The 26,056-nt window shown below is 72.6% G+C and carries 21 protein-coding genes; 12 read left to right on the top strand and 9 right to left on the bottom strand.

Features of this window, described 5'->3' with window-relative positions:
* Window positions 1-12 precede the first annotated feature (12 nt).
* The 5 genes from OG514_RS04085 to OG514_RS04065 all read right to left on the bottom strand — a co-directional run bounded on the left by OG514_RS04085 (window position 13) and on the right by OG514_RS04065 (window position 6,107).
* Window positions 13-1,455 carry an NAD(P)/FAD-dependent oxidoreductase gene (locus tag OG514_RS04085; RefSeq protein ID WP_266890895.1) on the bottom strand — a complete coding sequence of 481 codons (1,443 nt, stop codon included), beginning with the start codon at window positions 1,453-1,455 and terminating at the stop codon, window positions 13-15.
* 42 nt (window positions 1,456-1,497) lie between these two features.
* The gene (locus OG514_RS04080) at window positions 1,498-2,145 is read right to left on the bottom strand and encodes a DUF4126 domain-containing protein (protein ID WP_266890893.1); all 648 of its coding nucleotides are present in this window, start codon (window positions 2,143-2,145) and stop codon (window positions 1,498-1,500) included.
* Window positions 2,146-2,424: 279 nt separating this feature from the next.
* The gene (locus OG514_RS04075) at window positions 2,425-3,033 is read right to left on the bottom strand and encodes a TetR/AcrR family transcriptional regulator (RefSeq protein ID WP_266890891.1); all 609 of its coding nucleotides are present in this window, start codon (window positions 3,031-3,033) and stop codon (window positions 2,425-2,427) included.
* A 43-nt stretch (window positions 3,034-3,076) separates the two neighbouring features.
* The gene (locus OG514_RS04070) at window positions 3,077-5,173 is read right to left on the bottom strand and encodes a YhgE/Pip domain-containing protein (RefSeq protein ID WP_266890889.1); all 2,097 of its coding nucleotides are present in this window, start codon (window positions 5,171-5,173) and stop codon (window positions 3,077-3,079) included.
* The gene (locus OG514_RS04065) at window positions 5,145-6,107 is read right to left on the bottom strand and encodes an ATP-binding cassette domain-containing protein (protein ID WP_266890887.1); all 963 of its coding nucleotides are present in this window, start codon (window positions 6,105-6,107) and stop codon (window positions 5,145-5,147) included. The genes OG514_RS04070 and OG514_RS04065 overlap by 29 nt, the downstream gene beginning before the upstream one ends.
* Window positions 6,108-6,271: 164 nt before the next feature.
* Between OG514_RS04065 and OG514_RS04060 the strand changes: the two genes are divergently transcribed.
* The 3 genes from OG514_RS04060 (at window position 6,272) to OG514_RS04050 (ending at window position 8,328) form a co-directional block, all read left to right on the top strand.
* Window positions 6,272-6,790, top strand: a complete 519-nt coding sequence (locus tag OG514_RS04060; RefSeq protein WP_266890885.1) for an SAV_6107 family HEPN domain-containing protein — start codon at window positions 6,272-6,274, stop codon at window positions 6,788-6,790.
* Between the two features lie 66 nt (window positions 6,791-6,856).
* The gene (locus tag OG514_RS04055; RefSeq protein WP_266890883.1) at window positions 6,857-7,645 is read left to right on the top strand and encodes a bifunctional 2-polyprenyl-6-hydroxyphenol methylase/3-demethylubiquinol 3-O-methyltransferase UbiG; all 789 of its coding nucleotides are present in this window, start codon (window positions 6,857-6,859) and stop codon (window positions 7,643-7,645) included.
* 272 nt (window positions 7,646-7,917) lie between these two features.
* Complete coding sequence (locus OG514_RS04050; RefSeq protein ID WP_266890881.1) at window positions 7,918-8,328, top strand: DUF3040 domain-containing protein; 411 nt, start codon at window positions 7,918-7,920, stop codon at window positions 8,326-8,328.
* A gap of 286 nt (window positions 8,329-8,614) precedes the next feature.
* Here OG514_RS04050 and OG514_RS04045 read toward each other — a convergent pair whose 3' ends face one another.
* From OG514_RS04045 to OG514_RS04030, 4 genes are all read right to left on the bottom strand, one after another.
* Window positions 8,615-11,044 carry a DUF3488 and transglutaminase-like domain-containing protein gene (locus OG514_RS04045; RefSeq protein WP_266890879.1) on the bottom strand — a complete coding sequence of 810 codons (2,430 nt, stop codon included), beginning with the start codon at window positions 11,042-11,044 and terminating at the stop codon, window positions 8,615-8,617.
* Window positions 11,041-12,396 (bottom strand): DUF58 domain-containing protein, encoded by a 1,356-nt coding sequence (locus OG514_RS04040; RefSeq protein ID WP_266890877.1) that lies wholly within the window; start codon window positions 12,394-12,396, stop codon window positions 11,041-11,043. The genes OG514_RS04045 and OG514_RS04040 overlap by 4 nt, the downstream gene beginning before the upstream one ends.
* Complete coding sequence (locus OG514_RS04035; protein ID WP_266890875.1) at window positions 12,396-13,412, bottom strand: MoxR family ATPase; 1,017 nt, start codon at window positions 13,410-13,412, stop codon at window positions 12,396-12,398. The genes OG514_RS04040 and OG514_RS04035 overlap by 1 nt, the downstream gene beginning before the upstream one ends.
* Window positions 13,413-13,557: 145 nt before the next feature.
* Window positions 13,558-14,109, bottom strand: a complete 552-nt coding sequence (locus OG514_RS04030; protein WP_266890873.1) for a carbonic anhydrase — start codon at window positions 14,107-14,109, stop codon at window positions 13,558-13,560.
* Between the two features lie 329 nt (window positions 14,110-14,438).
* Between OG514_RS04030 and rsmH the strand changes: the two genes are divergently transcribed.
* The 9 genes from rsmH (at window position 14,439) to murG (ending at window position 26,049) form a co-directional block, all read left to right on the top strand.
* Window positions 14,439-15,395, top strand: coding sequence for a 16S rRNA (cytosine(1402)-N(4))-methyltransferase RsmH (rsmH, locus tag OG514_RS04025; protein ID WP_266890871.1), 957 nt, complete (start codon window positions 14,439-14,441; stop codon window positions 15,393-15,395).
* Between the two features lie 50 nt (window positions 15,396-15,445).
* The gene (locus OG514_RS04020; protein WP_266900741.1) at window positions 15,446-15,940 is read left to right on the top strand and encodes a septum formation initiator family protein; all 495 of its coding nucleotides are present in this window, start codon (window positions 15,446-15,448) and stop codon (window positions 15,938-15,940) included.
* A gap of 7 nt (window positions 15,941-15,947) precedes the next feature.
* A complete protein-coding gene (locus OG514_RS04015; RefSeq protein ID WP_266890869.1) occupies window positions 15,948-17,930 on the top strand; it encodes a penicillin-binding protein 2 in 1,983 nt (660 codons plus the stop codon).
* A 118-nt stretch (window positions 17,931-18,048) separates the two neighbouring features.
* Window positions 18,049-19,635, top strand: a complete 1,587-nt coding sequence (locus tag OG514_RS04010) for a UDP-N-acetylmuramoyl-L-alanyl-D-glutamate--2,6-diaminopimelate ligase (protein ID WP_266890867.1) — start codon at window positions 18,049-18,051, stop codon at window positions 19,633-19,635.
* 4 nt (window positions 19,636-19,639) lie between these two features.
* A complete protein-coding gene (gene murF / locus OG514_RS04005; protein ID WP_266890865.1) occupies window positions 19,640-21,064 on the top strand; it encodes a UDP-N-acetylmuramoyl-tripeptide--D-alanyl-D-alanine ligase in 1,425 nt (474 codons plus the stop codon).
* Window positions 21,061-22,131 carry a phospho-N-acetylmuramoyl-pentapeptide-transferase gene (mraY, locus tag OG514_RS04000; RefSeq protein ID WP_266890863.1) on the top strand — a complete coding sequence of 357 codons (1,071 nt, stop codon included), beginning with the start codon at window positions 21,061-21,063 and terminating at the stop codon, window positions 22,129-22,131. Before murF ends, mraY begins: the two co-directional genes overlap by 4 nt.
* On the top strand, window positions 22,113-23,552 hold the full coding sequence (murD, locus tag OG514_RS03995) for a UDP-N-acetylmuramoyl-L-alanine--D-glutamate ligase (RefSeq protein WP_266890861.1): 1,440 nt from the start codon (window positions 22,113-22,115) through the stop codon (window positions 23,550-23,552). The genes mraY and murD overlap by 19 nt, the downstream gene beginning before the upstream one ends.
* A 55-nt stretch (window positions 23,553-23,607) precedes the next feature.
* Complete coding sequence (gene ftsW, locus OG514_RS03990) at window positions 23,608-24,948, top strand: putative lipid II flippase FtsW (protein ID WP_266890859.1); 1,341 nt, start codon at window positions 23,608-23,610, stop codon at window positions 24,946-24,948.
* Window positions 24,949-24,954: 6 nt separating this feature from the next.
* Window positions 24,955-26,049, top strand: coding sequence for an undecaprenyldiphospho-muramoylpentapeptide beta-N-acetylglucosaminyltransferase (gene murG, locus OG514_RS03985; RefSeq protein WP_266890857.1), 1,095 nt, complete (start codon window positions 24,955-24,957; stop codon window positions 26,047-26,049).
* The last annotated feature ends 7 nt before the right edge of the window (window positions 26,050-26,056 follow it).

Raw genomic sequence — 26,056 nt, 5'->3', positions numbered from 1 at the left:
GCCCCCACGCGTCTACCGGGAGCCGCGGAAGTCCGCGCCCTCCACGATGAATCCCGCCACCAGCGCGCCCGACATGCCCGCGTGGGCGAGCCCGCCGCCCGGGTGGGACCAGCCGCCCGCGAACCAGAGGCCCGGCAGCGGGGAGCGGTTGTCGGCCGGAAGCAGGTGACCGCCGGCCCCCGCGAGCGCGGGCCCCGGCACCTCGGCGGTGCCCGTGTCCCGCCGTACGTCCTCCGGGGTGCGGACGTGCTGCCACAGCAGTCGCTCCCGGAGCCCCGGGACCGCGCGCCCGGCCGCCTCGACCATCCGCCCGGCGAAGGCCTCCCACGCGGCCGCGTCCCGGTCCGGGGACGTGTGGACGGTCGCCGTGACCGTCACCGACTCGTGGTCCGCGTCCGGACGCAGCGCCGGGTCGTTCGGGCGCAGCACCGTCACCGTCGGCCGGTCGCCGTCCGCGTGCACGACCGTGCGGTGGACCGCCTCCGGCTCCCGGGGCCCGCGCAGGGCCAGACAGGCCGTCACCCGGCTCGTCCGGGCGGCCTGGTACGGCGGCCAGTCGTCGCCGTGACCCCACTCGACGACGTGCTCGTGGTAGAGGGCGGGCACCGGGGCCCCCGAGACGACCTGGTCGGCCTCGACGGTCTCGCCCCCGGCCAGCCGGACACCCACCGCCCGGCCGTCCTTCTCCAGGACGTCCTCGACGGCCGCGTCGAAGACGAACTCGACCCGCCGCTTCCGGCACCGCTCGTACACCGCGTCGGCGAGCGCCCGCAGGCCCCCGCCCACGTACCAGCTGCCGAAGGTCTGCTCCATGTACGGCAGGACGGCGGCCGAGGCCGGGGCGGTGGCCGGGTCGAAGCCGTACGTCCACGCGTACGCGTCGAGGAGGGCGGCGAGCCGGGGGTCGCGCAGCTCACGCGCCCCGATCTGCGCGAGCGTCGTCGTCGGGCGCCGCAACAGGCCCGCCTTCAGGGCCGGGTACGGCTCACGGGCCAGCGGCGAACGGTCGGCCGGCTGCGGCTCCTCCAGGAGCGGGCGGCGGGTGCGGTCCCAGGCCTCGCGGGCCCGCACCAGGAAGTCGCCCCAGCGCTCGCCCGCGCCCGCGCCGAGCGCCGCGTCCAGGGCGGCGACCGTGCCGGCCCGGGAGGCGTTCGGCAGGTCCACGCGGGCGTTGTCGGCGAAGACATGACGGCTCGCCGGGTCGACCTGCGTCAGCGAGACGCAGTCCTCCAGGGGCTCCTTGCCGGTCTTCACGAACAGGTCCCGGTACACGGCGGGCAGGTGCAGCAGCCCGGGGCCCGTGTCGAACGCGAACCCGTCGCGCGCGAACCGGCCGACCGCGCCGCCGTACGTCGCCCCCCGCTCGTACACCGTCACCCGGTGGCCCGCCACGGCCAGCCGGGCCGCCGCCGCCATGGCGCCGAGTCCCGCGCCGATCACCACAATCCGTGCCATGTCAGCGACTTTATCCGGCGCCTCGGACAGTCCCGAACGGGCTCAGAAGTGTTCCGAGCCGTCGCCGGACGGCGGCCGGGCCCGGGTGCGGGCCTCCACGTCGGCGAGCTGTCTCTCCTCGCGCCGCTGCGACCTGCGGCGCAGGAAGCGGCGGATCCGCTGGGCGAGGAAGACCAGTATCACCAGGCCGAGGGCGAGCAGGACGGCCGCGATGCTCGCCGCCGCCAGCGGATGGAAGATCGCGAAGGTGACGATCGCCGCCACCCCGAGATCCTCCGCCAGACTCAGCGCGACGTTGGAGAACGGCTCCGGTGAGGAGTTGACCGCCATCCTCGTCCCGGCCTTGACGAAATGACTCAGCAGGGCCGTCGAACCACCGACCGCGCCCGCCGCCAGCTCCGGCAGCGAACCGTTCTGCCCGGCGAGCAGGGCGCCGACCACGGCCCCCGCGATCGGCCGGATCACCGTGTGGACGGAATCCCATATCGAGTCGACGTACGGGATCTTGTCCGCCACCGCCTCACAGAGGAAGAGCACGCCGGCGGCGACGAGGACATCGGTGCGCTGCAAGGACTCGGGCACCTCGTCGGTGAGCCCGGTCGCGCCGAAGACGCCGAACAGCAGGACCACCGCGTACGCGTTGATCCCGCTCGCCCAGCCGCTGGTGAACACCAGGGGGAGTACGGACACGCCCGCGATCGTAACCAGGACTGAGTACCCGTACCTAGGGGTCGAGATGAGTAGGTGCGCGGATGGGCGCGGGACCCCCGGGGCGGAAGAGTGGAGTCCACGGAAGGGGCGCGGCTCCGGGCACCGCCGGCACGGGGCTGCGGAACCGGGGCCGCGCGCCTGCCGCTACGGGGCACGGGGGTGTCACGGGGGTGTACGGCGGAAGGCCGGTGCGACGGGGCTCGGGGGGATCGAGCCTCGCCGCACCGGCCTTTTGTCGTCCTCCACGCGGGCGCGTGGTCAGCGGCCGCCCACCCGGCCGTGCAACAGCCGGGACAGCGCCGCGTGCACGTCGTCGAGCGAACGCTCGCTCTGGAAGGCCTGCCAGTCCAGCGCCGCCACGAGCACCATCCCCACGAGCGCCGCCGCCGTCAGCTGGACGTCGATCTCCTCGCTCAGCTCACCGGCCGCGACGGCCTCGCGCAGCACCCCCTCGACCACGGCCACGGCTTCCTGCCGGACCACCAGGAGGGTCGAGTTCCAGGCCCGGTTGGTGCGCCACAGCTCGGCCACGTACAGCTGGGTGAAGGCCGGGTAGCGGTCGATGAAGACGAGGCCCGCCCGGATCATCGCGTCCAGCGCGTCGACCCGGCTCCCGCCGCGCTCGGCGGTCTCCTCGGCCGCCGTCCGCAGCGAGGCCGTGAGCAGCGACACCCCATGGCGCAGCAGCTCCTCGAAGAGCTCGGTCTTGCTCTTGAAGTTGTAGTAGACCGTGCCCTTGGCGACGCCGGCCCGCTCGGCGATCTCGTCCACCGTGGTCGCGGAGAAGCCCTGCTCCGCGATGAGGGTGACGGCCGCCTCGTAGAGCTTCGCGCGCGTGGCCTGGCGTCGGGTGCTGCTGCTGTCCATGGGGTCGATTCTCACAGGTGTCGCGGGTGCCACAGGCCCCGTCTCACAGGCTCAGTTCGGGGTGGAGCCGGTCGAGCGTCCAGACCTGCTTCTTGCGGGCGGACACGGCGGTCAGGGCCAGGGCGCCCAGAGTGAACGCGGTCAGGACCGCGCAGGCCTGCCAGACGGGCCCGATCCCGCCGCCCGTGATCAGCCGGCGCAGCGCCTCGACCACGTAGCTCATCGGCAGGTAGGGGTGGACGGCGTTGAAGAAGCCCGGACTGGTCTGTACGGGGTACGTGCCGCCCGCCGAGGTCAGCTGGAGCATCAGGACCGCGAGGACCAGGATCCGGCCGGCCGCGCCGAAGCGGGCGTTGAGCCACTGGATGATCGCGGCGAAGCAGCAGGTGACGAGGGCGAGGAAGCCGACCGTGCCGGCCGCCCGGTCCATCTGGAGGCCGAGGCCCCAGTGCAGGACCGACATGAGCGCCCCGACCTGGAGGATGCCGATCGCCGCCACCGGCAGCCAGCCCGCGAGCGCGATCCGCCAGGCGGAGCCGCCGGCGGCCAGGGCGCGCCGGTTGAGCGGCTGGATGATCATGTACGCCACCATCGCGCCGACCCAGAGGGAGAGCGGGATGAAGTACGGGGCGAAACCGGTGCCGTAGTTCGGCGCCTTGTGCAGGGACTGGGAGGCCAGCTGCACGGGATCGGCCATGACCTCCGTACGCCGGTCACGGGCCTGCTCGTCGTAGTCGGGGATCCGGTCGACCCCGTCCTTCAGGCCGGTGGCGAGGGTGCCCGAGCCGTCGGCCAGTTTGAACAGGCCGCCGTCGAGGTCGCCCGCGCCCTTCTTGAGCTTGCCCACGCCGGTGTCGAGGCTCACGGAGCCGGCCTTGGCGTCGGTGATGCCGGTGTGCAGCCTGTCGGCGCCCGACGCGACCTTCTTCGCGCCCGCGTTGAGCTCGTTGATCTTCCGGATGGCGTCCTCGACGTCCTCGTCGAGGTGCGGGGCGCGGCGGGCGAGCTCGTCGGCCTGCTGCGTGAGCTTCACGAGCCGCGCGTCGAGGGTCTTGAGGTCGCCCTTGCTGTCCTTGGTCAGCTCGTGGACGTCGTCCGCGATCGTGGCGACGTCCCCGGCCGTGACGGAGGCCTTCTTGAGCGTGGCGCAGATGGTGGGGAACTCGGCGGCGGCCTCCGGCTTCGCCACGCACTCCTCCCGGTGGGCCTTGGCCAGCTCGTCGTCGGCCACGTGCGCCGCGCTGCGGATCACCGGGGCGCGCTTCACCAGGACGTCGAGGTTGTGGCGGACCGCGGTGGCGGAGTCCGAGACGAGCCGGGCGGTGTCGCGGATGGACTTGCCGTTGTTCGCCAGATAGGGGCGGACCTTGTCGGCGTTGCCGTTCACCTTGTCGGCGAGGGACTGCGTGCCGTCGGCGACCTTGCGGGAGCCGCTCTCCAGGTCCTTGGCGCCCTTGTCGAGCTTCTTCAGGCCGGCGGCCAGGTCGCCACTGCCGGTCTTGGCGTCCTTGAGGCCGTTCGCCAGGTCCTTCGAGCCCTTCTTCGCCTTGTCCACACCCTGCTTGAGGTCGCCCGCGCCCTTGGCGGCCTTCGCGGTGGCGTCGTGGATGTCGGAGAAGGAGATGAAGATCTTGTCGAGGAAGGTGCGAGAGGACTTGGTGGAGGCCGCGGTGCGGACCTCGGAGAACACCGTCCGGGAGATCTGGCCGACGATGTAGTTGTTGGCGTCGTTGGTCCGCACCCGGAGGGCGCCGGTCTCGGGCGCGTCGCCGGAACTGGAGGCGATGCGCGAGCTGAAGTCGCCGGGCATGGTCAGGGACAGGTAGTACGTGCCGTCCTCGACGCCCTTGCGCGCCTCGGCGTCGCTCACCCGGTGCCAGGCGAAGGTGTTGCTCTCCAGGAGCCCCTTGGTGATGTCGTCGCCGGCGTTGATCTTCTTGCCGTCGGTGGTGGCGCCCCGGTCCTCGTTGACGAGGGCGACGGGGATCTTGTCGAGCCTGCTGTACGGGTCCCAGAACGAGTACAGGTACAGGGCGCCGTACAGCAGGGGCAGCAGCAGGATCGCGACGAGCGCGGCGCGCGGCAGCTTTCCCCTGCCGAAGCGCTTCAGCTCAAGCGCGGCCAGTTTCGGCGAGCGCATCGGCCGCCCCCTCCTCGGTCGTGTCTTCGGCGGACTCTTCGGTGACGTCGCCGTCGGCCTTGGTGTCGTCGGCCTTGGTGTCGCTGTCCTCGGCGTCGGCGTCTTCTGCGGCTACGGCTCCGGACTTGACCTCGGCTCCGGCTCCGGCCTTGGTCTCGGCCCCGGCCCTGGCCCCGGCCTCGGTTCCGGACTCGGACTCGGCCTCGCTCTTGTCGGCGGTGGTGTCGGCGAGCGTGGTGATCCGCAGGGCGTTCTCCGGGGCCTCGCTGCAGACCGCGAGGACGGTGGTCCCGGAATTCGCCACCGAGCGCAGCAGCGCCCAGGCCTCGGCGCGGTCGGCGTCCGAGAGCTTCAGGTCCGTGTCGTCCACGGCGAGCAGCCGGGGACGGCCGATCAGGGCCAGGGCGATCGAGAGCCGCAGCGCTTCGAGCCGCTCCAGATCCCGTACGGAGGTCCGCTCGCCCTTCGGCAGGGCGGCGAGGTCGAGCCCCGCGGCCGCCACGGCCTCGTCGATCCGGGCCCTGGCCGATGCCTTGCGCTCGGCCGGGCGCCGCAGCAGGGCCCGGACGGTGCCGTCGAAACGGCGCTGGAGCAGGGCCCGCTCGTTCAGGTGCTCGGCCACCGTGAAGGCGGGGTCGAGCTCGCTGACGCCGGGGACCTGCCCGAGGGCGGTGATCCGGCGCACCGCCGACATCTTCCGGGGCAGCGGCAGGCCGCCGACCTCGGCGGTGCCCTCCTTGGCCTTCATCCTGCCGGTGAGCGCGAGCAGCAGGCAGGTGCGGCCCGAGCCCGAGGGCCCCTCGATCGCCACCAGCGAGCCCGGCTCGGCCCGGAACGAGACCTCCCGGAAGGCCCAGCCGCGCGGTCCCTTCAGTCCGAAGCCGTCCGCGACGACGGCGGCGCCGCGCGGCCGCTCATCGGCTTCCGCTCCCACGGATCCACCCCCCATTCCCCCTTTTGAACTGACTGGTCAGTGCAAAAGTTACCCCGGAGTTGGGTTTTCAGGCAAAACCCCAGGTCAGCGGGATTGTCAGTGGGGCCGGGCACGATGGACACATACGGCCACGAAGCCGTCACGCGACGACAGGAGGACTCGTCATGGCAAGCCCTTCCGCAGCAGCCGCGCCCCGCCGACGCCCCGCCCCCGTGCAGGCGGGACCCGCGTCCGACATCCACCCCGTCCCGCGCCGCACCGCCGCCCCGCCGGCTGCCCTCGACCTCCTCGCCAAGGCCCGCGCCGGACTCGTCGAGGCCGCCGCGCTCGACCGCCCCCACGAGCGGTACGCGGCCGCCCACCTCGCCGCCCTGCGGGCCGCCGCCGCAGTGCTCGCCGCCCTGGCCAGGCCCGAGCCCGGCCCCCGCCGCAGACAGCGGATAAGGAGCGCCTGGGAGCTCCTCGCCGAGCTGGCGCCCGAGCTCACCGAATGGAGCGCCCTCTTCGCCTCCGGCGCCCCGCGCAGGGCCCGCGCCGAGGCCGGGATCGCCGGCGCGGCGACCCGGCGCGAGGCCGACGACCTGCTCAGGGACTCCGCGCACTTCCTGCGCCTGGTCGAGCGGCTGCTCGCCCTCCGGCCGGTGCTGCCCCGCCAGCCCGGCGCGGACGAGGCCGACGGGTGATCCGAAAGGCAGGACCGAGGCCATAGGGTGGGGACGTCCGTACCCGTCACCGAGGAGTCAACAGCCGTGCCGGACCCTTCCCCTGTCTTCGGTCGAGAGGCGACGTCGCGCCCGTCGCGCGCCTCCCTGCGTACCGCCGTCGTCTGGGACGTCCTCAAGGACGCCCTCGACCGCCGGGTCGAGGCCACCGGGAAGGACAGCCTCGACGTCCTCGACACGGGCGGCGGCTCCGGAAACTTCGCGGTGCCGGTCGCCCGCCTCGGCCACCGGGTCACCGTCGTCGACCCCAGCCCCAACGCGCTCTTCGCGCTGGAGCGCCGGGCCGCCGAGGCCGGGGTCGCCGACCTCGTCACCGGCGTCCAGGGCGACATCAGCGGCCTCTTCGACGTGGTCGGCCGCGAGGGCTACGACGCGGTGCTCTGCCACGGGGTCCTGGAGTACGTCGACGACCCCGCCGAGGGCGTACGGAACGCGGTCGCCGCGCTCCGGCCCGCCGGCAGCCTCAGCCTGCTCGCCGCCGGACTCGGCGGCGCGGTCCTGGCCCGTGCCCTCGCCGGGCACTTCACCGAGGCCCGGCACGCGCTCTCCGACCCGGCGGGCCGCTGGGGCGCGGGCGACCCCGTGCCCCGGCGCTTCACCGCCGGGCAGCTCACCGAGCTGGCCGACGCGGCCGGTCTGGAGGTCGGCGCCGTGCACGGCGTCCGGGTCTTCGCCGACCTCGTCCCCGGCGTCCTCGTCGACACCGAGCCCGGTGCCGCCGAGGCCCTGCTCAAGCTCGAAGCGGCGGCCGCCGAGCTGCCCTCCTTCCAGGCCATCGCCACCCAGCTGCACCTCCTGGGCGAGAAGCGGGCCTGAGCTGGACGGCCACCCGTTCGGCGGTGCGGGCGACGGCACCCCATGGAGTACGCCACTGCCCGCCCGGTATCGGCCTCCGCCCCGTATGATCGGGGGACAGCATCCGGCATGACGGAGGAGGGCCTGGGGAATCAACGCCTCAGCAACCGATCCGCATGGCGGCCCGGATTGGCTATTCGGCATTGTGGGCGGGTTTCACGGGGGCGATTCCCTGCCTATCCTGAAAGGGCCGCAAACCGGTCGCCCCCGCGACCGACGACTAGGAGGACTCCGTGCCGCTCTCGGAGCACGAGCAGCGAATGCTCGAGCAGATGGAGCGAGCGCTGTACGCCGAAGATCCCAAGTTCGCGACAGCGCTCGAGGGAAGCGGACTGCGTACGTACACCCGGCGACGGGTCTACCAGGCAGTCGCCGGCTTCCTGGTGGGTATCGCGCTCCTCATGGCCGGAATGGTCGCACAGCAGATCTGGATCAGCGTGGTGGGGTTCCTCGTCATGCTGGGCTGCGCGGTCCTGGCGGTCACCGGATGGCGCAAGGCGCCGAAGCCGGGTGAGCAGCAGCAGGCCACCAGGAGTGGGACGACGGCCGGTGGCCGTCAGACCCGGCAGCGACGCTCCATGATGAACCGGATGGAAGAGCGGTGGCAGCGCCGCCGCGACGAGCAGCAGGGCGGCGGCCACTGACGGCCCCCTGAGCGGCGGCCCCGCGACCTTATGTGACCGAGCCCTGTGCGGCCCGCGCGACAGCGCCAGCCGCACGGGGCTTCGTCGTCCCCGCCCGCCGCGGTGCGCATCTTGTTCCTCCCCCGGACGGGGTCTGGGGGAGGGACGATTGGCCACACGGCGGTGGGGGCGGGGTGGGGCCCAGCCCTGTACGGGGTCGGGCGCAGCACGCATGGAGGTGGGGTTGGGCCCGGCCCCGGGCCCGGCCCCCGATGATGGGGCGGGGGCCGGGCCCGGGGCTTACGGGTCAGTTTGCTTCGCGGGGGGGTTTGCGGAGTGCGGTCGTCGCTCGGGCGAGAAGGGCGTCGCGGCGCGTCGACCACTTCGTCGTCGTTCGCGACCAGCCGACCGCGGCCGACCAGCGCAGACGGGCCGCCGAGCGGGGGGCCAGGAGCGCCCGGAGGCGGGCCCGGCGGTCCGCCGCGGCGTGGAAGCCCGCCCGGATCCGGGCCGCCTCGTCCGCCAGGCCGGAAGTGGGCCGCGGGTTCGGGGCGTACAGCGCCTCCTCCACCGCCCGTGCCACCCGGTGCACCGAGTCCGCCGCCTCGCCGCCCAGCTCGCCGACCCGGACGATCCGCGCCGCCGTCTTTCTCGGCGTCTGCGATTCGTCCGGCTCGACCCCGTAGTCCCAGGCGGTGTCGTTGATCTCCTGCCAGACCGCGAGCGTCCGTGCCGTCGTCTCCTCCGGTCCGCGGAGCCCGGCCGTGCCCAGCCGCCGCGCCCGTACCCGTGTCCGCCAGAGGAGGGGGAGGAACGGGAGGGCGAGGACGAGCAGTGCGCCCAGGGCGATGAGGACCACCGTCAGGGGGTTCGGGCCGGAGCCGTCGGACGTCGTACCGCCCACCGCCTCCTCCGGGTCGCAGTCGCCGAGCCGGCGTTCCTGCGGGGTGCAGCTCTCCGAGGCGCTCGGGGCGGCGGAGGGCTGCGCCGAGGCGCTCTGCTGGGGCTGGGCGGGGTTGGTGGCCGTACCCGAGGGCGTGTTGCCCCGGGTGTACGCGGGGGTGGAGCCCCGCGAGGGGGTCGGCTCGAACCGGGTCCAGCCGGCACCCTCGAAGTACAGCTCGGGCCACGCGTGCGCGTCCCGGATGCCGACCGAGACGGAGCCGTCGGTCTGTGTCGTGCCCGGCATGAAGCCCACGGCGACCCGGGCCGGGATGCCGAGGGAGCGGGCCATCGCCGCCATGGAGAAGGAGAAGTGGACGCAGAAGCCCTGCTTGTCCTTCAGGAAGCGGGAGATCGCCTGCACGCCGGTGCCGGACGTGACCTCGACGTCGTAGCGGAAGCCGCCGTCCCGGGCGAACCAGTCCTGGAGCTTGACCGCCCGCTCGTAGTCGTTGCGCGCGCCCTTGGTGACGTCGAGCGCGGTCGCCTTCACATCGGCCGGCAGCGAGGCCGGGACCTTGGTGTACTCGCGGCGTACCTGCTCCGGGGCGTTCCCGGCCGCGGCCAGCTGGGCGGACGTGGGCCGGACGTCCAGGCTGGAGACCGTGTAGCGGGCGCCCCGGGTGGTCTGCTTGTCGTCGCCGACGAGCATCCGGCCGGTCGGCTCGTACCGCCAGCGTCCGTCGATGTCGACGCGGCCGGCCGGGTACGGCATCGGCAGCCACTTCTGCTCGTAGCCGTCGGAGGCGACGAAGTTGCTGGTCACCTCGGTGATCTGGACGGTCTGGGAGAGTCCGTCCGGCCAGGGCAGCTGCTTGGGGACGGCCTCGATCGGGCGGACCGAGGACTTCCACGAGGTGCCGTCGAACTGGTCGAGCGCGACGAGCCGCAGGTACATGTCGGAGTTGTCGCGGGCGTTGGTCCGGTAGCGCAGGACCTCCCGGTCCTCCGGCTGGCGCAGATTGTCCTGGAGGGAGACCAGCGGGTTCACGGCCGTGATCGTGCCGCCGCCCTTGCCGGTGCCGCCCGTTCCCTCGCCGTCGCCGCCGAAGAGACCGCCGGAGAAACCGGGCAGTGCGAGCGGTACGACCATGGCGACGCCCATGGCCACGGCGCCGATCCGGCGGCCGGTGCGGGCCGGGGCGAAGGCCGTGCCGCCGCCCGCCGCGAGGGCGGTGCCGGGCCGGCCGGAGCGCTGGGCGCCGCCGAAGACCCGCCCCCACGCCGAGAGCCGGTCGCGGCTCTCGGCGAGGATCAGCAGCAGATAGCCGGTGCCCGCGAGCAGGAACCAGAGCCAGCCGGCGCCGCCGCCGGAGAGACCGGCCGCCACCGAGTACAGGGCGAGCAGCGGAAGCCCGGCCGGGGCCGCCTTGCGGAAGGTGACCGCGAGGGTGTCCACCATGAGGCCGATGGCGACGACGCCGCCGACCAGCATGAGCCGGATGCCCTGGGTGTCCGGGGCGGGGATCGCGTACCGGCTGACGTCCTCGGCGCCCGCCGTGAACAGTTCGACGGCGTGGGTGACGACCTGCGGGCCCGGCAGGAACCCGAGGATCGCCTGCTCGCGGGCGAAGATCACGGTCAGCGCGAGCAGCGCGACGGCGAACTGGGCGAGCAGGGTCAGCGGCCGGGCCAGCGGTGCCCGCCGGGCCAGCGTGCCCGCCCCGCTCACCAGGGCGAGGACGAAGGCCGCCGTGAAGATCCAGGTCGCCGGTTTCACCAGGGGGAGCAGTGCTCCGGACGCCATCAGAGTGGCGCCCCAGGCGGCCAGGGTCAGCCGTGCGCGCCCGCTCATGACCATCCTCCGTAGGTGTCGGCGGCGGCGGACTCCGCGCGGACTCCGGCCGCCTGCTGCCACAGGTCGGCGAGCTTGGCCGAGGGGGCGACGGCCAGTGCCGTCCAGCCCGCCTCGCGCAGCTGCCGCACCCGCTCCTCGACGGCCCCGGCGACCGCGCCGCCGGTCAGCCAGGTCCCGGAGTCCAGGACGAAGGCGACGGCCGCGCCGGCTCGGCCCCGCATCCGGGCGGTGAGGGCCGCCTGCTCCTCGTCGAGGTCGCCGACGAAGGCGATGAGCAGCCCTTCGCCGCCGCCGCGCAGCGTGTCGGAGGCGCGGGAGAGACCGCCGCCCTCGGAGTGGTCGACGACCGCGAGGGTGTCCATCATCAGACCGGCCGATTCGGCCGAGTCCTGGGCCGAGCCGGCGAAGCCCTCGGCGCCCTCGCCGGGCACCGCGCTGCCGGTGTCGGTGACCAGCCGGACCGCGTAGCCGCGCTCCAGCATGTGGATCAGGGCGGAGGCGGCGCCGGAGACCGCCCACTCGAACGCGGAGTCGGGGCCGGAGCCCTGGTAGGCGATCCGGCGGGTGTCGAGGAGGACGGTGCAGCGGGCCCGCTGCGGCTGCTCCTCGCGGCGGACCATCAGCTCGCCGTAGCGGGCGGTGGAGCGCCAGTGCACCCGGCGCAGGTCGTCACCGTGCCGGTAGGCGCGCGGGATGATGTCGTCGTCGCCGGCGAGGGCGAGCGAGCGCTGCTGTCCGTCGCCGTACCCCGAGGCCTCGCCGAAGAGCTTCACCGGAGGCAGTGCCTCGGTCCTCGGAATGACGGTGAGGGTGTCGTACGCGCTGAAGGAGCGGGTCAGCTCGCACATCCCGAAGGGGTCGTTGAGCCGCAGCTGGAGCGGGCCGAGCGGGAAGCGGCCGCGCAGGTCGGAGCGGACCCGGTAGGACACCTCGCGCCGCCCGCCGGCCTCGACCCGGTCGAGGACGAAACGGGGGCGGGGGCCCAGCATGTACGGCACGTGGTCCTGCAGCATCAGCAGCCCGGTGGGGAGCTTGGAGACGTTCTCCATGCGCAGCTGGACCCGGGCCTCGGCGCCCGCCTCCACCCGCTGGGGGGAGAGCCGGCGGGAGGCCGCGACCCGGTAGCGGGTGCGGTGCAGCACGAGGACGCAGATCACCGGCAGGGTGGCGAGCAGCAGCCCGACGCGCAGCAGATCGGCCTGGCCGAGGACGTACGCGCAGACGGCGGCGGCCACGCCGGCGGCGAGGAAGGAACGGCCACGGGTGGTGAGACCGCCGAAGGCGGCCCGCAGACCGCCCCGGTCGTCGTCGTCACCCCGCTGTCCGTCCGGCACGGCAGCGGTAGTCATCACAGCCGCCGGGCGCCGGGCTGCTGGCCGTAGAGCGGTCCGGCGGGCGGGGCCGCGGCCGGGACGGGGGTGCGCTGCAGGATGTCCTGCACGACCTGCTCGGCGGTCCGGCGGTTCAGCTGGGCCTGCGCCGTCGGCAGCAGCCGGTGGGCGAGGACGGGCGCGGCGAGGGCCTGGAGGTCGTCGGGCAGCACGTACTCGCGGCCGCTGAGCGCGGCGGAGGCCTTGGCGGCCCGCAGCAGGTGGAGGGTGGCCCGCGGGGAGGCGCCGAGCCGCAGGTCGGCGTGGGTGCGGGTGGCGGAGACGATCTCGACCGCGTAGCGGCGTACGGCGTCGGCGACGTGGACCGCGCGCACGGCCTCGATCAGCTTCATGATGTCGTGGGCGTGGGCGACCGGTTGGAGGTCGTCCAGCGGGGAGACCGAGCCGTGCACGTCGAGCATCTGGAGCTCTGCCTCGGCGCTCGGGTAGCCGATGGAGACGCGGGCCATGAAGCGGTCGCGCTGGGCCTCCGGCAGCGGGTAGGTGCCCTCCATCTCGACCGGGTTCTGCGTGGCGACGACCATGAACGGGCTGGGCAGCTCGTAGGTCTGGCCGTCGACGGTGACCTGACGCTCCTCCATGGACTCCAGGAGCGCGGACTGGGTCTTCGGCGAGGCGCGGTTGATCTCGTCGCCGATCACGATCTGCGCGAAGATCGCGCCCGGCTTGAACTCGAAGTCCCGGCGCTGCTGGTCGAAGATCGACACGCCCGTGACGTCCGAGGGCAGCAGGTCGGGAGTGAACTGGATACGGCGCACCGAACAGTCGATGGACCGGGCCAGTGTCTTGGCCAGCATGGTCTTGCCGACGCCGGGGACATCCTCGATGAGGAGATGTCCCTCGGCGAGCAGCACGGTCAGCGAAAGCCGTACGACCTCGGGCTTGCCCTCGATCACACTCTCCACCGATCTGCGGACTCTCTCCACAGTGGTGGTCAGATCAGTGAGGCTCGCTCGATCGTCATAGGTCGTCACCCGGCCCTCCTCGGCCTTCCGGAACACGGACACCTGCCCCCGTGGGATCTTCGGGGGGTGTCGCATCCGAGCATTCTTGTTCGCATGGCCGGGTCGTGTCACTTGCCTGCTGACAAGTGCGAGGGAAATGCCGGGCTTTGGGTGTTTAAGCCGGGTCGGTAGCGGGGTCGATCTCGCGCAGCAGGCCGGTGGTCACGTCGAAGACGAAGCCCCGGACGTCGTCGGCGTGCAGCAGGAAGGGGGAGGTCCGCACCCGCTGCATCGACTGCCGTACGTCCTGGTCGACGTCACGGAAGGCCTCGACCGCCCAGGCCGGGCGCTGGCCGACCTCGTCCTCCAGCTCGTGCCGGAAGTCCTCGGTCAGCGATTCCAGGCCACAGCCGGTGTGGTGCACCAGCATCACGCTGCGGGTGCCGAGGGCGCGCTGGCTGATGGTGAGCGACCGGATCACGTCGTCGGTGACCACGCCGCCCGCGTTGCGGATCGTGTGGCAGTCGCCGAGCTCGAGACCGAGCGCCGAGTGCAGGTCGAGACGGGCGTCCATACAGGCGACGACGGCGACCCGCAGCACGGGCCGCGCGTCCATTCCCGGGTCGGTGAAATCGGCGGCGTAACGTGCGTTGGCCTCGACGAGACGGTCGGTGACCGTGCCGCCGGTGCGTATGACGTCGGCAGAGGGGTGCGCGGAGGTCGACATGGTTCCGACGTTAACGGGCACAGGCCTTCCGGGCCTGCTGTGAGAGGGGACAAAGAACCTCAATGAGCCTTGTTGTGAGCTAACCCACAGGCCCGGGCGACCCCGCCCCGAACGGGTGACCTGTCCGGAATGTCCGGCAGGGTGTCCGGCGCCGTGCGACGCGCCAGCCGGTTGATTGACCGGCGGGTCCCGTGGACTAAAGTGACGCGAAGTTCACGGAGACAACGAGCGACTTTCCGCGGTTTCTCCCCCCCGTGTGTGCGGCGGTACCTACGGCTCGGCCTCCTTCCCGCTCGCCCGTACCTCCGCGCCGGATCTGAGAGGGCGCATTGAGCAACGACCGACACGTCCCGGTCATGCTCCAGCGGTGCCTGGACATGTTGGCCCCCGCCCTGGAGCGCCCCGGCGCGGTCGTCGTCGACTGCACCCTGGGCCTCGGCGGCCACAGCGAGGCACTCCTGCAGCGGTTCCCCGAGGCGCGGCTCGTCGCCCTCGACCGTGACAAGGAGGCCCTGCGGCTCTCCGGCGAGCGGCTCGCCCCGTACGGGGAGCGCGCCACCCTCGTCCACGCCGTGTACGACGAGCTGCCCGAGGTCCTCGACCGGCTCGGCCTCCCCACGGTCGACGGCGTCCTCTTCGACCTGGGCGTCTCCTCCATGCAACTGGACGAGGCCGACCGCGGCTTCGCCTACGCGCAGGACGCCCCGCTCGACATGCGCATGGACCAGACGACCGGCATCAGCGCGGCCGAGGTCCTCAACACCTACGCGCCCGGCGAGCTGGTCCGCATCCTCCGCGCGTACGGCGAGGAGAAGCAGGCCAAGCGGATCGTCTCCGCGATCGTGCGTGAGCGCGACAAGGAGCCGTTCAGCAACAGCGCGCGGCTCGTCGAGCTCATCCGCGACGCCCTGCCGCAGGCCGCCAAGCGCACCGGCGGCAACCCGGCCAAGCGCACCTTCCAGGCCCTGCGCATCGAGGTCAACCGCGAGCTCGACAGCGTCGAGAAGGCGATCCCTGCGGCCGTGAAGGCCCTCGCCGTCGGCGGACGGGTCGCGGTCCTCTCGTACCAGTCCCTGGAGGACCGCATCGTCAAGCAGGTCTTCGCGGCCGGCGCGGCCACCACCGCCCCGCCCGGCCTGCCGGTCGTCCCCGAGAAGTACCAGCCCCGCCTGAAGCTCCTCACCCGCGGTGCCGAGCTGCCCACCGAGGAGGAGGTCGCCGAGAACCGGCGCGCCGCCCCGGCCCGGCTCCGGGGCGCCGAGCGGATCCGGGAAGACGTCCTGTGAGCACGGCGAAGGGGCCGCTCAAAGGGCGGGCCGCGCGGCTCGGACGGCTGATGCCGTCGGGGCCCAGCTCGGCCGCCCGCACCCCCTTCGTCCTGCTGGTCGTCGTGCTGCTCGGCGGCGGTCTGATCAGCCTGCTCCTGCTGAACTCGGCCCTCAACCAGGGCTCCTTCCAGCTCAACGAGCTCAAGGACAGGACCACCGAGCTCACCGACGAGGAGCAGGCGCTCCAGCGGGACGTCGACGACTACGCGGCCCCCGACGCCCTGGAGCGGCGGGCCCGTGAGCTCGGCATGATCCCCGGCGGCAGCCCGGCCTTCCTGGGCCCGGAAGGCAAGGTGCTCGGCGAGCCCTCGGAGGCGGTCGCCCCGAAGCCCACCCCGGCGCCGAGCCGGAAGCCCACGCCGAGCGAGAAGCCCACGCCGCCCGCCGCCACCGGCACCCCGAAGCCGGGGACGACCACCGGCGCGGGCACCACCGCTCCCGCACAGACAGCGCCCGCACGCGCACCCGCACCGCCACCCACCCCGACGAACTCCGGCAGGTGACCCGCAAGTGCCCCCCAAGGAGCCCCCGCGCCGCCGCGTCCCCGGACCCGCCCGGCCCGCGCGCCCCCGGCCCGTCTCCGCCGGGGCCCGCACGTCCCGTCCCGCCCCGCGCCCGGCCGCGAAGCGGACCGCGCCCAGGCCGCCGGCCCGGCAGCCCCGCACCATCCGGCTCGGCAGCCCCCGGCCCCGGCTGCGCCTGGTCTCGCTCGGTCTGACCCTGGTCATGGTGGCCTTCGTGGTGCGGCTGCTCCAGGTCCAGGCCGTCGACGCCAGCGCGTACGCGGCCAAGGCCGACAAGTACCGCTTCCAGGAGTACACGCTCTCCGCCGAGCGGGGCGAGATCACCGACCGCAACGGCATCGCGCTCGCCGCCAGCGTCGACGCGTACGACATCACGGCCGACCCCCAGCTCTTCACGCCCGAGGAGGCCAAGGTCCCCGACGCGCCCGAGCAGGCCGCCGCCCTCCTCGCCCCGCTCCTCGGCAAGGAGCCCGCGGAGCTCGCGAAGAAGCTTCGTACCCCCAAGTCCCGGTACACGCTCCTCGCCCGTAAGCAGACCCCGCAGGTCTGGAACCAGATCAAGGACCTCCGGCGGGTCTACGGGCAGAAGGCCCAGCGCTCCGCCGGCGGCAACGGCGTCAATCTCCTCGGCGGCATCCTCAGCGAGCCCAGCACCAAGCGGGTGTACCCGAACGGCGAGCTCGCCGCCGGGATACTGGGCTACGTCAACGCCGAGGGCAAGGGCGCAGGCGGTGTGGAGTCCATGCTCGACCCGGCGCTCGCCGGCCAGGACGGCAAGATCCGCTTCACCCAGTCCGGCGGCCGCCAGGTGCCCACCGCGGGCTCCCAGGGCACCCCCGCCGTCCCCGGCTCCGACGTCGAGCTGACCATCGACCGGGACATCCAGTGGGCTGCCCAGCAGGCCATCACCGAGCAGGTGAAGAAGTCCAAGGCCGACCGGGGCTACGTCGTCGTGCAGAACGCGAGGACCGGCGAGGTCCTCGCCATGGCCAACGCCCCCGGCTTCGACCCCAACGACCTCTCCGCCGCCAACGCCGCCGCCATGGGCAACGCGGCCCTCCAGGACGCCTACGAGCCCGGTTCCACCAGCAAGGTCATGTCCATGGCCGCCGTCCTGGAGGAGGGCAAGGCGACCCCCGACACCCATGTCACCGTCCCCAACCGGCTCCACCGCGGCGACCGGCTCTTCCAGGACGACATCGACCACAAGACCTGGAACCTGACCCTCAACGGCGTCCTCGCCAAGTCCAGCAACATCGGGACCATCCTCGCCACCGGCCAGCTCGGTGCCACCCAGGCCGAAGCGAACAAGGTCCTCCACGGCTATCTGCGCAAGTTCGGCATGGGCAGCCCCACCGGCGTGAACTTCCCCGGCGAGACCCCCGGCATCCTCGCCAAGCCGGAGAACTGGTCCACCTCGCAGCAGTACACGATCCCCTTCGGCCAGGGCCTCTCCGTCAGCGCCCTGCAGGCCGCCTCCGTGTACTCGACCATCGCCAACGGAGGCGTACGCGTCGAGCCGACCCTGGTCCGCGGCACCAAGGGCCCGGACGGGCGATTCGCCCCGGCCCCCACGCCCAAGGAGTCCCGGGTCGTCGGCGACAAGACCGCCAAGGCCCTCGCCCAGATGCTGGAGTCCGTCGTCGACGACCGGGAGGGCACCGGCAACAAGGCCGCCATCCCCGGCTACCGCGTCGCCGGCAAGACCGGCACCGCCAACCGCGTCGACCCCGAGCTCGGCCGCTACAAGGGCTACACCGCCTCCTTCGCCGGATTCGCCCCCGCCGACGACCCGGAGATCACCGTCTACTGCGCCATCCAGAACCCCACCAAGGGCAGCTACTTCGGCGGCCAGATCTGCGGCCCCATCTACAAGAAGGTCATGGAGTTCGCCCTCAAGACCCTCCACGTCGCCCCCACGGGCAGCGCGCCCGCCCGACTGCCGGTCTTCGCCGACGGCACCCCGTGACCCTCCGGGAGCACCAGTGACAACGATCACCCCCCATTCCGGGAACCGGAAATCGAACTCCGGCGACGCCCCGGGCTCTTTTGGCCCCCCACAGGGTGCGCCCGGTACGCTCACCGCCGTGCCACACGCTGATCAGTACCGAAACGCCCCGCCCCGGCCGGAGCAGGCCCGCCCCACACCCCTGGGCGACCTGGCCGCGCAGCTGGGGGTCGACACCCCCCAGGCCGCCGAGATCTCGGGCATCACCCACGACTCCCGGGCCGTGCGCCCCGGCGACGTGTACGCGGCCCTGCCCGGCGCCCGCCTCCACGGCGCCGACTTCGTCGCCCAGGCCGCCGGACTCGGCGCCGCCGCGATCCTCACCGACCCGACGGGGGCCGAGCGCGCCGCCGCCACCGGCCTGCCGGTCCTGGTCGTCGAGAACCCACGCGGCCGGATGGGCGAACTCGCCGCCGAGATCTACGGACGGCCCGGCGCCGACCTCCTCCAGATCGGCATCACCGGCACCTCCGGCAAGACCACCACCGCCTACCTCGTCGAGGGCGGACTGCGCGGCGCCGGACACCACACCGGGCTCGTCGGCACCGTCGAGATGCGGATCGGCGACGAGCGCATCAAGTCGGAGCGCACCACCCCGGAGGCCACCGACCTCCAGGCGCTCTTCGCCGTCATGCGCGAGCGCGGCGTCGACGCCGTCGCCATGGAGGTGTCCAGCCACGCCCTCGTGCTCGGCCGGGTCGACGGCTGCGTCTTCGACGTCGCCGTCTTCAACAACCTCAGCCCGGAGCACATGGAGTTCCACTCCGACATGGACGACTACTTCCGGGCGAAGGCCGGGCTCTTCACGCCCGAGCGCAGCCGCCTCGGCGTGGTCAACCTCGACGACGCGTACGGCCGCAGGCTGGTCGGGGAGGCGACCGTTCCGGTCGTCACCTTCTCCGCCGAGGGCCGCGCCGACGCCGACTGGCGCGCCGAGGACCTCGTCCTCGGCTCCCACGACTCGACGTTCACCGCCGTCGGTCCCGAGGGTGAGCGGATTCCGGCCACCGCCCCGCTGCCCGGACCGTTCAACGTCGCCAACACCCTCGCCGCGATCGCCACCCTCGCCGCCGCGGGCGTCGACCCGAAGAGCGCCGCCGAGGGCATCGCCGCCGTCCCCGGCGTACCGGGCCGTCTGGAGCGGGTCGACGCCGGCCAGCCGTACCTCGCCGTCGTCGACTACGCGCACAAGACGGACGCCGTCGAATCGGTCCTGCGTTCCCTGCGCGAGGTCACCGAGGGCAAGCTGCACGTGGTCATCGGCTGCGGCGGCGACCGGGACACCACCAAGCGCGGCCCGATGGGCGCCGCCGCGGCCCGGCTCGCCGACACGGCCGTCCTGACCTCGGACAACCCCCGCTCCGAGGACCCGCTCAAGATCCTCACCGCCATGCTCGCGGGTGCCGCCGAGGTGCCCGCGGAGGAACGCGGCGAGGTGCTCGTCCTCGCCGACCGCGCCGCGGCCGTCGCGGCCGCGGTGGCCCGCGCGCAGCCGGGGGACACCGTCCTCGTCGCGGGCAAGGGCCACGAGCAGGGCCAGGAGATCGCCGGGGTCGTACGCCCCTTCGACGACCGCCAGGTCCTGCGCGAGGCCATCGCCGACCGCTCGCACACCCAGGCTTCCGCGCCGAGCGGAACAGACAGCCACCAGAACAGTCAGGGATGAAGCAGTGATCGCCCTCTCCCTCGCCGAGATCGCCGAAATCGTCGGCGGGCAGGCGCACGACATACCGGATCCGGCCACCCGGATCACCGGGCCCGTCGTCATCGACTCCCGCGAGGTGCGGGCCGGCAGCCTCTTCGCGGCCTTCACCGGTGAGCACGTCGACGGCCACGACTACGCGGAACGCGCCGTCGCGGCAGGTGCGGCGGCCGTCCTCGCCGCCCGCCCCGTCGGCGTCCCCGCCATCGTCGTCGACGACGTCCAGACGGCGCTCGGGGCCCTCGCCCGAGCGGTCGTCGAACGGCTCGGCACCGATGTCGTCGCCCTCACCGGCTCGGCCGGCAAGACCTCCACGAAGGACCTGATCGCCCAGGTCCTCGACCGGCACGCGCCCACCGTGTGGACGCCGGGCTCGCTCAACAACGAGATCGGTCTGCCGCTCACGGCGCTCCGCGCGAGCGACGAGACCCGGCACCTGGTCCTGGAGATGGGCGCCCGCGGCATCGGGCACATCCGCTACCTCACCGGCCTCACCCCGCCCCGTATCGGCCTCGTCCTCAACGTGGGCACCGCCCACATCGGCGAGTTCGGCGGCCGGGAGCAGATCGCCGAGGCCAAGGGCGAGCTCGTCGAGGCGCTGCCCTCCGCCGAGGAGGGCGGAGTCGCGGTCCTCAACGCCGACGACCCGCTCGTCCGCGCGATGGCGAGCCGCACCAAGGCCCGCGTGACCTTCTTCGGCGAAGCGGACGAAGCGGCCGTACGGGCCGAGAACGTCCGCCTCACAGAGTCCGGACAGCCTTCTTTCAGGCTTCACACACCCACCGGGTGCAGTGACGTGACCTTGCGCCTGTACGGTGAGCACCACGTGTCGAACGCGCTCGCAGCGGCCGCCGTCGCGCACGAGCTGGGCATGCCTGTCGAAGAGATCGCCACCGCGCTCTCCGAAGCCGGCACCCTGTCGCGCTGGCGCATGGAGGTCACCGAGCGTCCGGACGGCGTGACGATCGTCAACGACGCCTACAACGCGAACCCCGAGTCCATGCGAGCCGCCCTGCGCGCGCTCGCGGCCATGGGCAGGGCCGCACAGGCCCGAGGGGCTCGTACGTGGGCGGTGCTCGGCAAGATGGCCGAGCTCGGTGACGCATCGCTCGTCGAGCACGACGCGGTCGGACGGCTCGCCGTCCGGCTCAACGTCAGCAAGCTCGTCGCGGTCGGGGACAGGGAAGCGTCCTGGCTGCAACTGGGCGCATATAACGAGGGTTCGTGGGGTGAGGAGTCGGTGCACGTGTCCGACGCGCAGGCGGCTGTCGACCTGTTGCGCAGTGAGCTGCGCCCGGGGGACGTCGTCCTTGTGAAGGCATCCAGGTCGGTCGGTCTCGAACAGGTCGCCCTGGCTCTCCTCGACACCGAGGGTGAGGTCACCGGCCGATGAGGCAGATCCTCTTCGCGGGGGCCATCGGGCTCTTCCTGACCCTGATCGGCACGCCGCTGCTCATCAAGCTCCTTGCCCGCAAGGGGTACGGGCAGTTCATCCGCGACGACGGCCCGCGCGGCCACGCCGGGAAGAAGGGCACGCCCACCATGGGCGGAATCTCCTTCATCCTGGCGACGCTCATCGCGTACGCCCTGGCCAAGGTCATCACCGGCGAGGACCCGACGTACTCGGGTGCCCTGGTGCTGTTCCTGATGGCCGGCATGGGCCTGGTCGGCTTCCTCGACGACTACATCAAGATCGTCAAGCAGCGGTCGCTGGGCCTGCGGGCCAAGGCGAAGATGGCCGGGCAGCTGATCGTCGGCATCGCCTTCGCCGTGCTGTCGCTGCAGTTCGCCGACCTGCGCGGGCTCACCCCGGCCTCCACGAAGCTCTCCTTCATCATGGACTTCGGCTGGGCCATCGGCCCGGTGCTCTTCGTGGTCTGGGCGCTCTTCATGATCCTGGCCATGTCCAACGGCGTGAACCTGACGGACGGTCTGGACGGCCTGGCCACCGGTGCGTCGGTGATGGTCTTCGGCGCGTACACCTTCATCGGGCTCTGGCAGTTCCAGGAGTCCTGTGCGAACGCCATGACCCTGACCAACCCCAACGCCTGTTTCGAGGTGCGCGACCCGCTCGACCTCGCGGTCGTGGCCTCCGCGCTGATGGGTTCCTGCTTCGGCTTCCTGTGGTGGAACACCTCGCCGGCCAAGATCTTCATGGGTGACACCGGTTCGCTGGCCCTCGGCGGCGCGCTCGCCGGTCTCGCCATCTGCTCCCGTACGGAGCTGCTGCTCGCCCTGCTCGGCGGCCTGTTCGTGCTGATCACGATGTCCGTGGTCATCCAGGTCGGTTCGTTCAAGATGACGGGCAAGCGCGTCTTCCGGATGGCCCCCCTCCAGCACCACTTCGAACTCAAGGGGTGGTCCGAAGTCCTGGTCGTCGTCCGGTTCTGGATCATCCAGGGCATGTGCGTGATCGTGGGCCTGGGCCTCTTCTACGCGGGATGGGCAGCGGAAAAGTGACCGAACAGCTCGACTGGAACGGCAAGAAGGTCACCGTCGCGGGGCTCGGGGTGTCCGGCATTCCGGCCGCCCGCGTCCTGCACGGCCTCGGCGCGCTCGTGACCGTCGTCAACGACGGCGACGACGAGCGCTCCCGGGCCCAGGCCGCGGAGTTGGAGGCGGAGGGCATCACCGTCCGCCTCGGCGACGGGGCCACCCTGCCGTCCGGCACCGAGCTGATCGTCACCACCCCCGGCTGGCGGCCCGACAAGCCGCTCTTCACGGCCGCCGCGGAGGCGGGCGTGGAGATCTGGGGCGACGTCGAGCTGGCCTGGCGGCTGCGCGGGCCCGGGGCGGCCCCCTGGCTCGCGGTCACCGGCACCAACGGCAAGACCACGACCGTCCGGATGCTCGCCTCGATCCTGGAGGCGGCCGGACTGCGGACCGCCGCCGTCGGCAACATCGGGGTCTCCCTCCTCGACGCCGTCCTCGGTGAGGAGCAGTACGACGTCCTCGCCGTCGAGCTCTCCAGCTACCAGCTCCACTGGGCGCCATCGATCCGCGTCCACTCGGCCGCCGTGCTCAACCTGGCGCCCGACCACCTCGACTGGCACGGCTCCATGGAGGCGTACGCCGCCGACAAGGGCCGGATCTACGAGGGCAACCAGGTCGCCTGCGTCTACAACGTCGCCGACCGGGTCACCGAGGACCTCGTCCGCGAGGCCGACGTCGAGGAGGGCTGCCGGGCGATCGGCTTCACGCTCGGCACCCCCGGCCCCTCCCAACTGGGTGTCGTCGAGGGCATCCTCGTCGACCGGGCCTTCGTCGAGAACCGGCAGAAGAACGCCCAGGAGCTGGCCGAGGTCTCCGACGTCCAGCCGCCGGCCCCGCACAACATCGCCAACGCGCTCGCCGCGGCGGCCCTCGCCCGCGCCTTCGGTGTCGACGCGAAGGCCGTACGGGACGGGCTGAAGGCCTTCCGGCCCGACCCGCACCGCATCGAACTGGTCGAGGAGGTCCAGGGAGTCGCGTACGTCGACGACTCCAAGGCCACCAACACCCATGCCGCGGAAGCCTCGTTGGCGGCCTACGACCCGATCGTCTGGATCGCCGGCGGCCTGGCCAAGGGCGCGACCTTCGACGAGCTCGTCCAGAAGTCGGCGAAGCGCTTGCGCGGGGCCGTCCTGATCGGCGCCGACCGGGCCCTGATCCGCGAAGCCCTGGCGCGACACGCCCCGGAGGTACCGGTGGTGGACCTCGACCGGACCGACACTGGGGCGATGTCCGAGGCGGTCCGCGAGGCGACCCGGCTCGCCCGAGCGGGGGACACGGTCCTTCTCGCCCCGGCCTGCGCCTCGATGGACATGTTCACCAACTACAACAAGCGGGGCGAGGCCTTCGCGGACGCGGTCCGCGCCCTCGCCGCCACCGGGGACGTCTGACCCGACCAGTGGGAGGGTCCGGCAGGACCGGGCACGACCGGAGGGGGCAGCGACCATGCCGAGCAAGATCGCAGGGACACGCAGGCCCTCCGCCGCACGCGGCGGAGGGCGGGCCCCCGCGACCCCGCGACGGCCGCGCGGCGGGGGCGTACGACGCCTCCACGAGCGCGCCCTGAAGGCCTGGGACCGGCCGCTCACGGCGTATTACGTGATCATCGGCGCGGGCATGCTCATCACCGCCCTCGGCCTCGTGATGGTCTACTCCGCCTCGATGATCACGGCACTCCGCTACGACCTGGTGCCCTCCTACTTCTTCCGGAAGCAGTTCTTCGCCGCTCTCCTCGGCACCGGACTGCTCCTGGTCGCCTCACGCATGCCGGTGAAGCTCCACCGGGCCCTCGCCTACCCCATCCTGGTCGGCGCCGTCTTCCTGATGGTCCTCGTGCAGATCCCCGGGATAGGGCACGCGGTCAACGGCAACCAGAACTGGATCTCCCTCGGCGGCCCCTTCCAGCTCCAGCCCAGCGAGTTCGGCAAGCTGGCGCTGATCCTGTGGGGGGCCGATCTGCTCGCCCGCAAACACGACACGCGGCTCCTGACCCAGTGGAAGCACATGCTGGTGCCCCTGGTCCCGGGCGCCTTCATGCTGCTCGGACTGATCATGCTCGGCGGCGACATGGGCACCTCGATCATCCTCGCGGCGATCCTTTTCGGCCTGTTGTGGACCGCCGGAGCGCCCACCCGGCTCTTCGTCGGGGTGCTCACGGTGGCCGGCGCGATCGGCTTCCTGCTGATCAAGACGAGCTCCAACCGGATGAAGCGCTTCGACTGCATCGGCGCGACCGACCCCGGCGGCGAGGGAGCCCCCTGCCTGCAGGCCGCGCACGGAATCTATGCTCTGGCGTCGGGTGGATGGTTCGGTTCCGGACTCGGTGCGAGCGTCGAGAAATGGGGCCAACTGCCCGAGGCGCACACCGACTTCATCTTCGCGGTCACCGGTGAGGAACTGGGTCTGGCGGGGACGCTGTCGGTACTCGCCCTGTTCGCGGCTCTAGGCTATGCGGGTATCCGCGTGGCCGGAGGCACGGAGGACCCCTTCGTGAGGTTCGCCGCGGGAGGTGTGACCACCTGGATCACGGCTCAGGCCGTGATCAACATCGGTGCGGTGCTCGGTCTGCTGCCGATCGCCGGGGTCCCGCTCCCGTTGTTCTCCTACGGTGGGTCGGCCCTGCTGCCGACCATGTTCGCCGTCGGGCTCCTCATCGCCTTCGCGCGACAGGAACCCGCCGCGAAAGCGGCCCTGGCCATGCGCCGCCCCGGCTGGGGCAAGCGGGCCGGGGTGAGATGGAAGTCGATGCGACGGCGCGTCAAGAAGCGCCCGTCCGGAGAGCGGTGAATTTCGGTGCATGTCGTACTCGCCGGCGGGGGGACCGCCGGCCACATCGAGCCCGCGCTGGCCCTCGCGGACGCCCTGCGCAGGCAGGACCCCAGCGTGGGGATCACGGCGCTCGGCACGGAGAAGGGTCTGGAGACCCGGCTCGTGCCCGAGCGGGGCTACGAGTTGGCCCTCATCCCCGCCGTACCGCTGCCCCGCAAGCCCACCCCTGAGCTGATCACCGTCCCCGGGCGGCTGCGCGGCACCATCAAGGCGGCCGAGCAGATCCTGGAGCGCACCAAGGCGGACTGCGTGGTGGGCTTCGGCGGCTATGTGGCGCTGCCCGGCTATCTCGCGGCCAAGCGCCTCGGGGTGCCGATCGTGGTCCACGAGGCCAACGCCCGGCCCGGCCTCGCCAACAAGATCGGTTCGCGGTACGCGGCCGGGGTCGCCGTCGCCACCCCGGACAGCAAGCTCCGCAACGCCCGCTACATCGGCATTCCGCTGCGGCACACCATCGCGACCCTCGACCGGGCGCGGGTGCGTCCCGAGGCGCGCGCCGCGTTCGGGCTGGACCCGAACCTGCCGACGCTCCTCGTCTCCGGCGGCTCGCAGGGCGCCCGGCGGCTCAACGAGGTCGTCCAGCAGATCGCCCCGGTGCTCCAGCGCTCCGGCATCCAGATCCTGCACGCGGTCGGCCCGAAGAACGAAATGCCGCGCGTCGACAACATGCCCGGAATGCCGCCCTACGTGCCGGTACCGTACGTGGACCGGATGGATCTCGCGTACGCCGCGGCCGACATGATGCTCTGCCGCGCGGGCGCGATGACCGTCGCCGAACTGTCCGCCGTCGGGCTGCCCGCCGCGTACGTCCCGCTGCCGATCGGCAACGGCGAACAGCGGCTCAACGCCCAGCCGGTGGTCAAGGCCGGCGGTGGGCTCCTCGTCGACGACGCGGAGCTGTCGCCGCAGTGGGTGCAGGGCAACGTCCTGCCCGTACTGGCCGATCCGCACCGGTTGTACGAGATGTCCCGCGCCGCCGCCGAGTTCGGCCGCCGGGATGCCGACGATCTGCTCGTCGGCATGGTGTACGAGGCGATCGCCGCCCGCCGACAGGCGTAGCGCGGCG

Source organism: Streptomyces sp. NBC_00572, assembly GCF_026341815.1.
In the GTDB taxonomy this organism is placed as follows: domain Bacteria; phylum Actinomycetota; class Actinomycetes; order Streptomycetales; family Streptomycetaceae; genus Streptomyces.
Note: the sequence above shows the minus strand (reverse complement) of the source record. Positions and strands in the feature narration are given on the sequence as shown.

Bases quoted from the DNA above. Each gene is read 5' to 3' on its own strand.
- OG514_RS04085 (WP_266890895.1), bottom strand. From the start codon at position 1,455: ATGGCACGGATTGTGGTGATCGGCGCGGGACTCGGCGCCATGGCGGCG.
- OG514_RS04075 (WP_266890891.1), bottom strand. From the start codon at position 3,033: ATGGACAGCAGCAGCACCCGACGCCAGGCCACGCGCGCGAAGCTCTAC.
- OG514_RS04070 (WP_266890889.1), bottom strand. From the start codon at position 5,173: ATGCGCTCGCCGAAACTGGCCGCGCTTGAGCTGAAGCGCTTCGGCAGG.
- OG514_RS04060 (WP_266890885.1), top strand. From the start codon at position 6,272: ATGGCAAGCCCTTCCGCAGCAGCCGCGCCCCGCCGACGCCCCGCCCCC.
- OG514_RS04045 (WP_266890879.1), bottom strand. From the start codon at position 11,044: ATGAGCGGGCGCGCACGGCTGACCCTGGCCGCCTGGGGCGCCACTCTG.
- OG514_RS04040 (WP_266890877.1), bottom strand. From the start codon at position 12,396: ATGACTACCGCTGCCGTGCCGGACGGACAGCGGGGTGACGACGACGAC.
- OG514_RS04030 (WP_266890873.1), bottom strand. From the start codon at position 14,109: ATGTCGACCTCCGCGCACCCCTCTGCCGACGTCATACGCACCGGCGGC.
- OG514_RS04020 (WP_266900741.1), top strand. From the start codon at position 15,446: ATGCCGTCGGGGCCCAGCTCGGCCGCCCGCACCCCCTTCGTCCTGCTG.
- mraY (WP_266890863.1), top strand. From the start codon at position 21,061: ATGAGGCAGATCCTCTTCGCGGGGGCCATCGGGCTCTTCCTGACCCTG.
- murD (WP_266890861.1), top strand. From the start codon at position 22,113: ATGGGCAGCGGAAAAGTGACCGAACAGCTCGACTGGAACGGCAAGAAG.
- ftsW (WP_266890859.1), top strand. From the start codon at position 23,608: ATGCCGAGCAAGATCGCAGGGACACGCAGGCCCTCCGCCGCACGCGGC.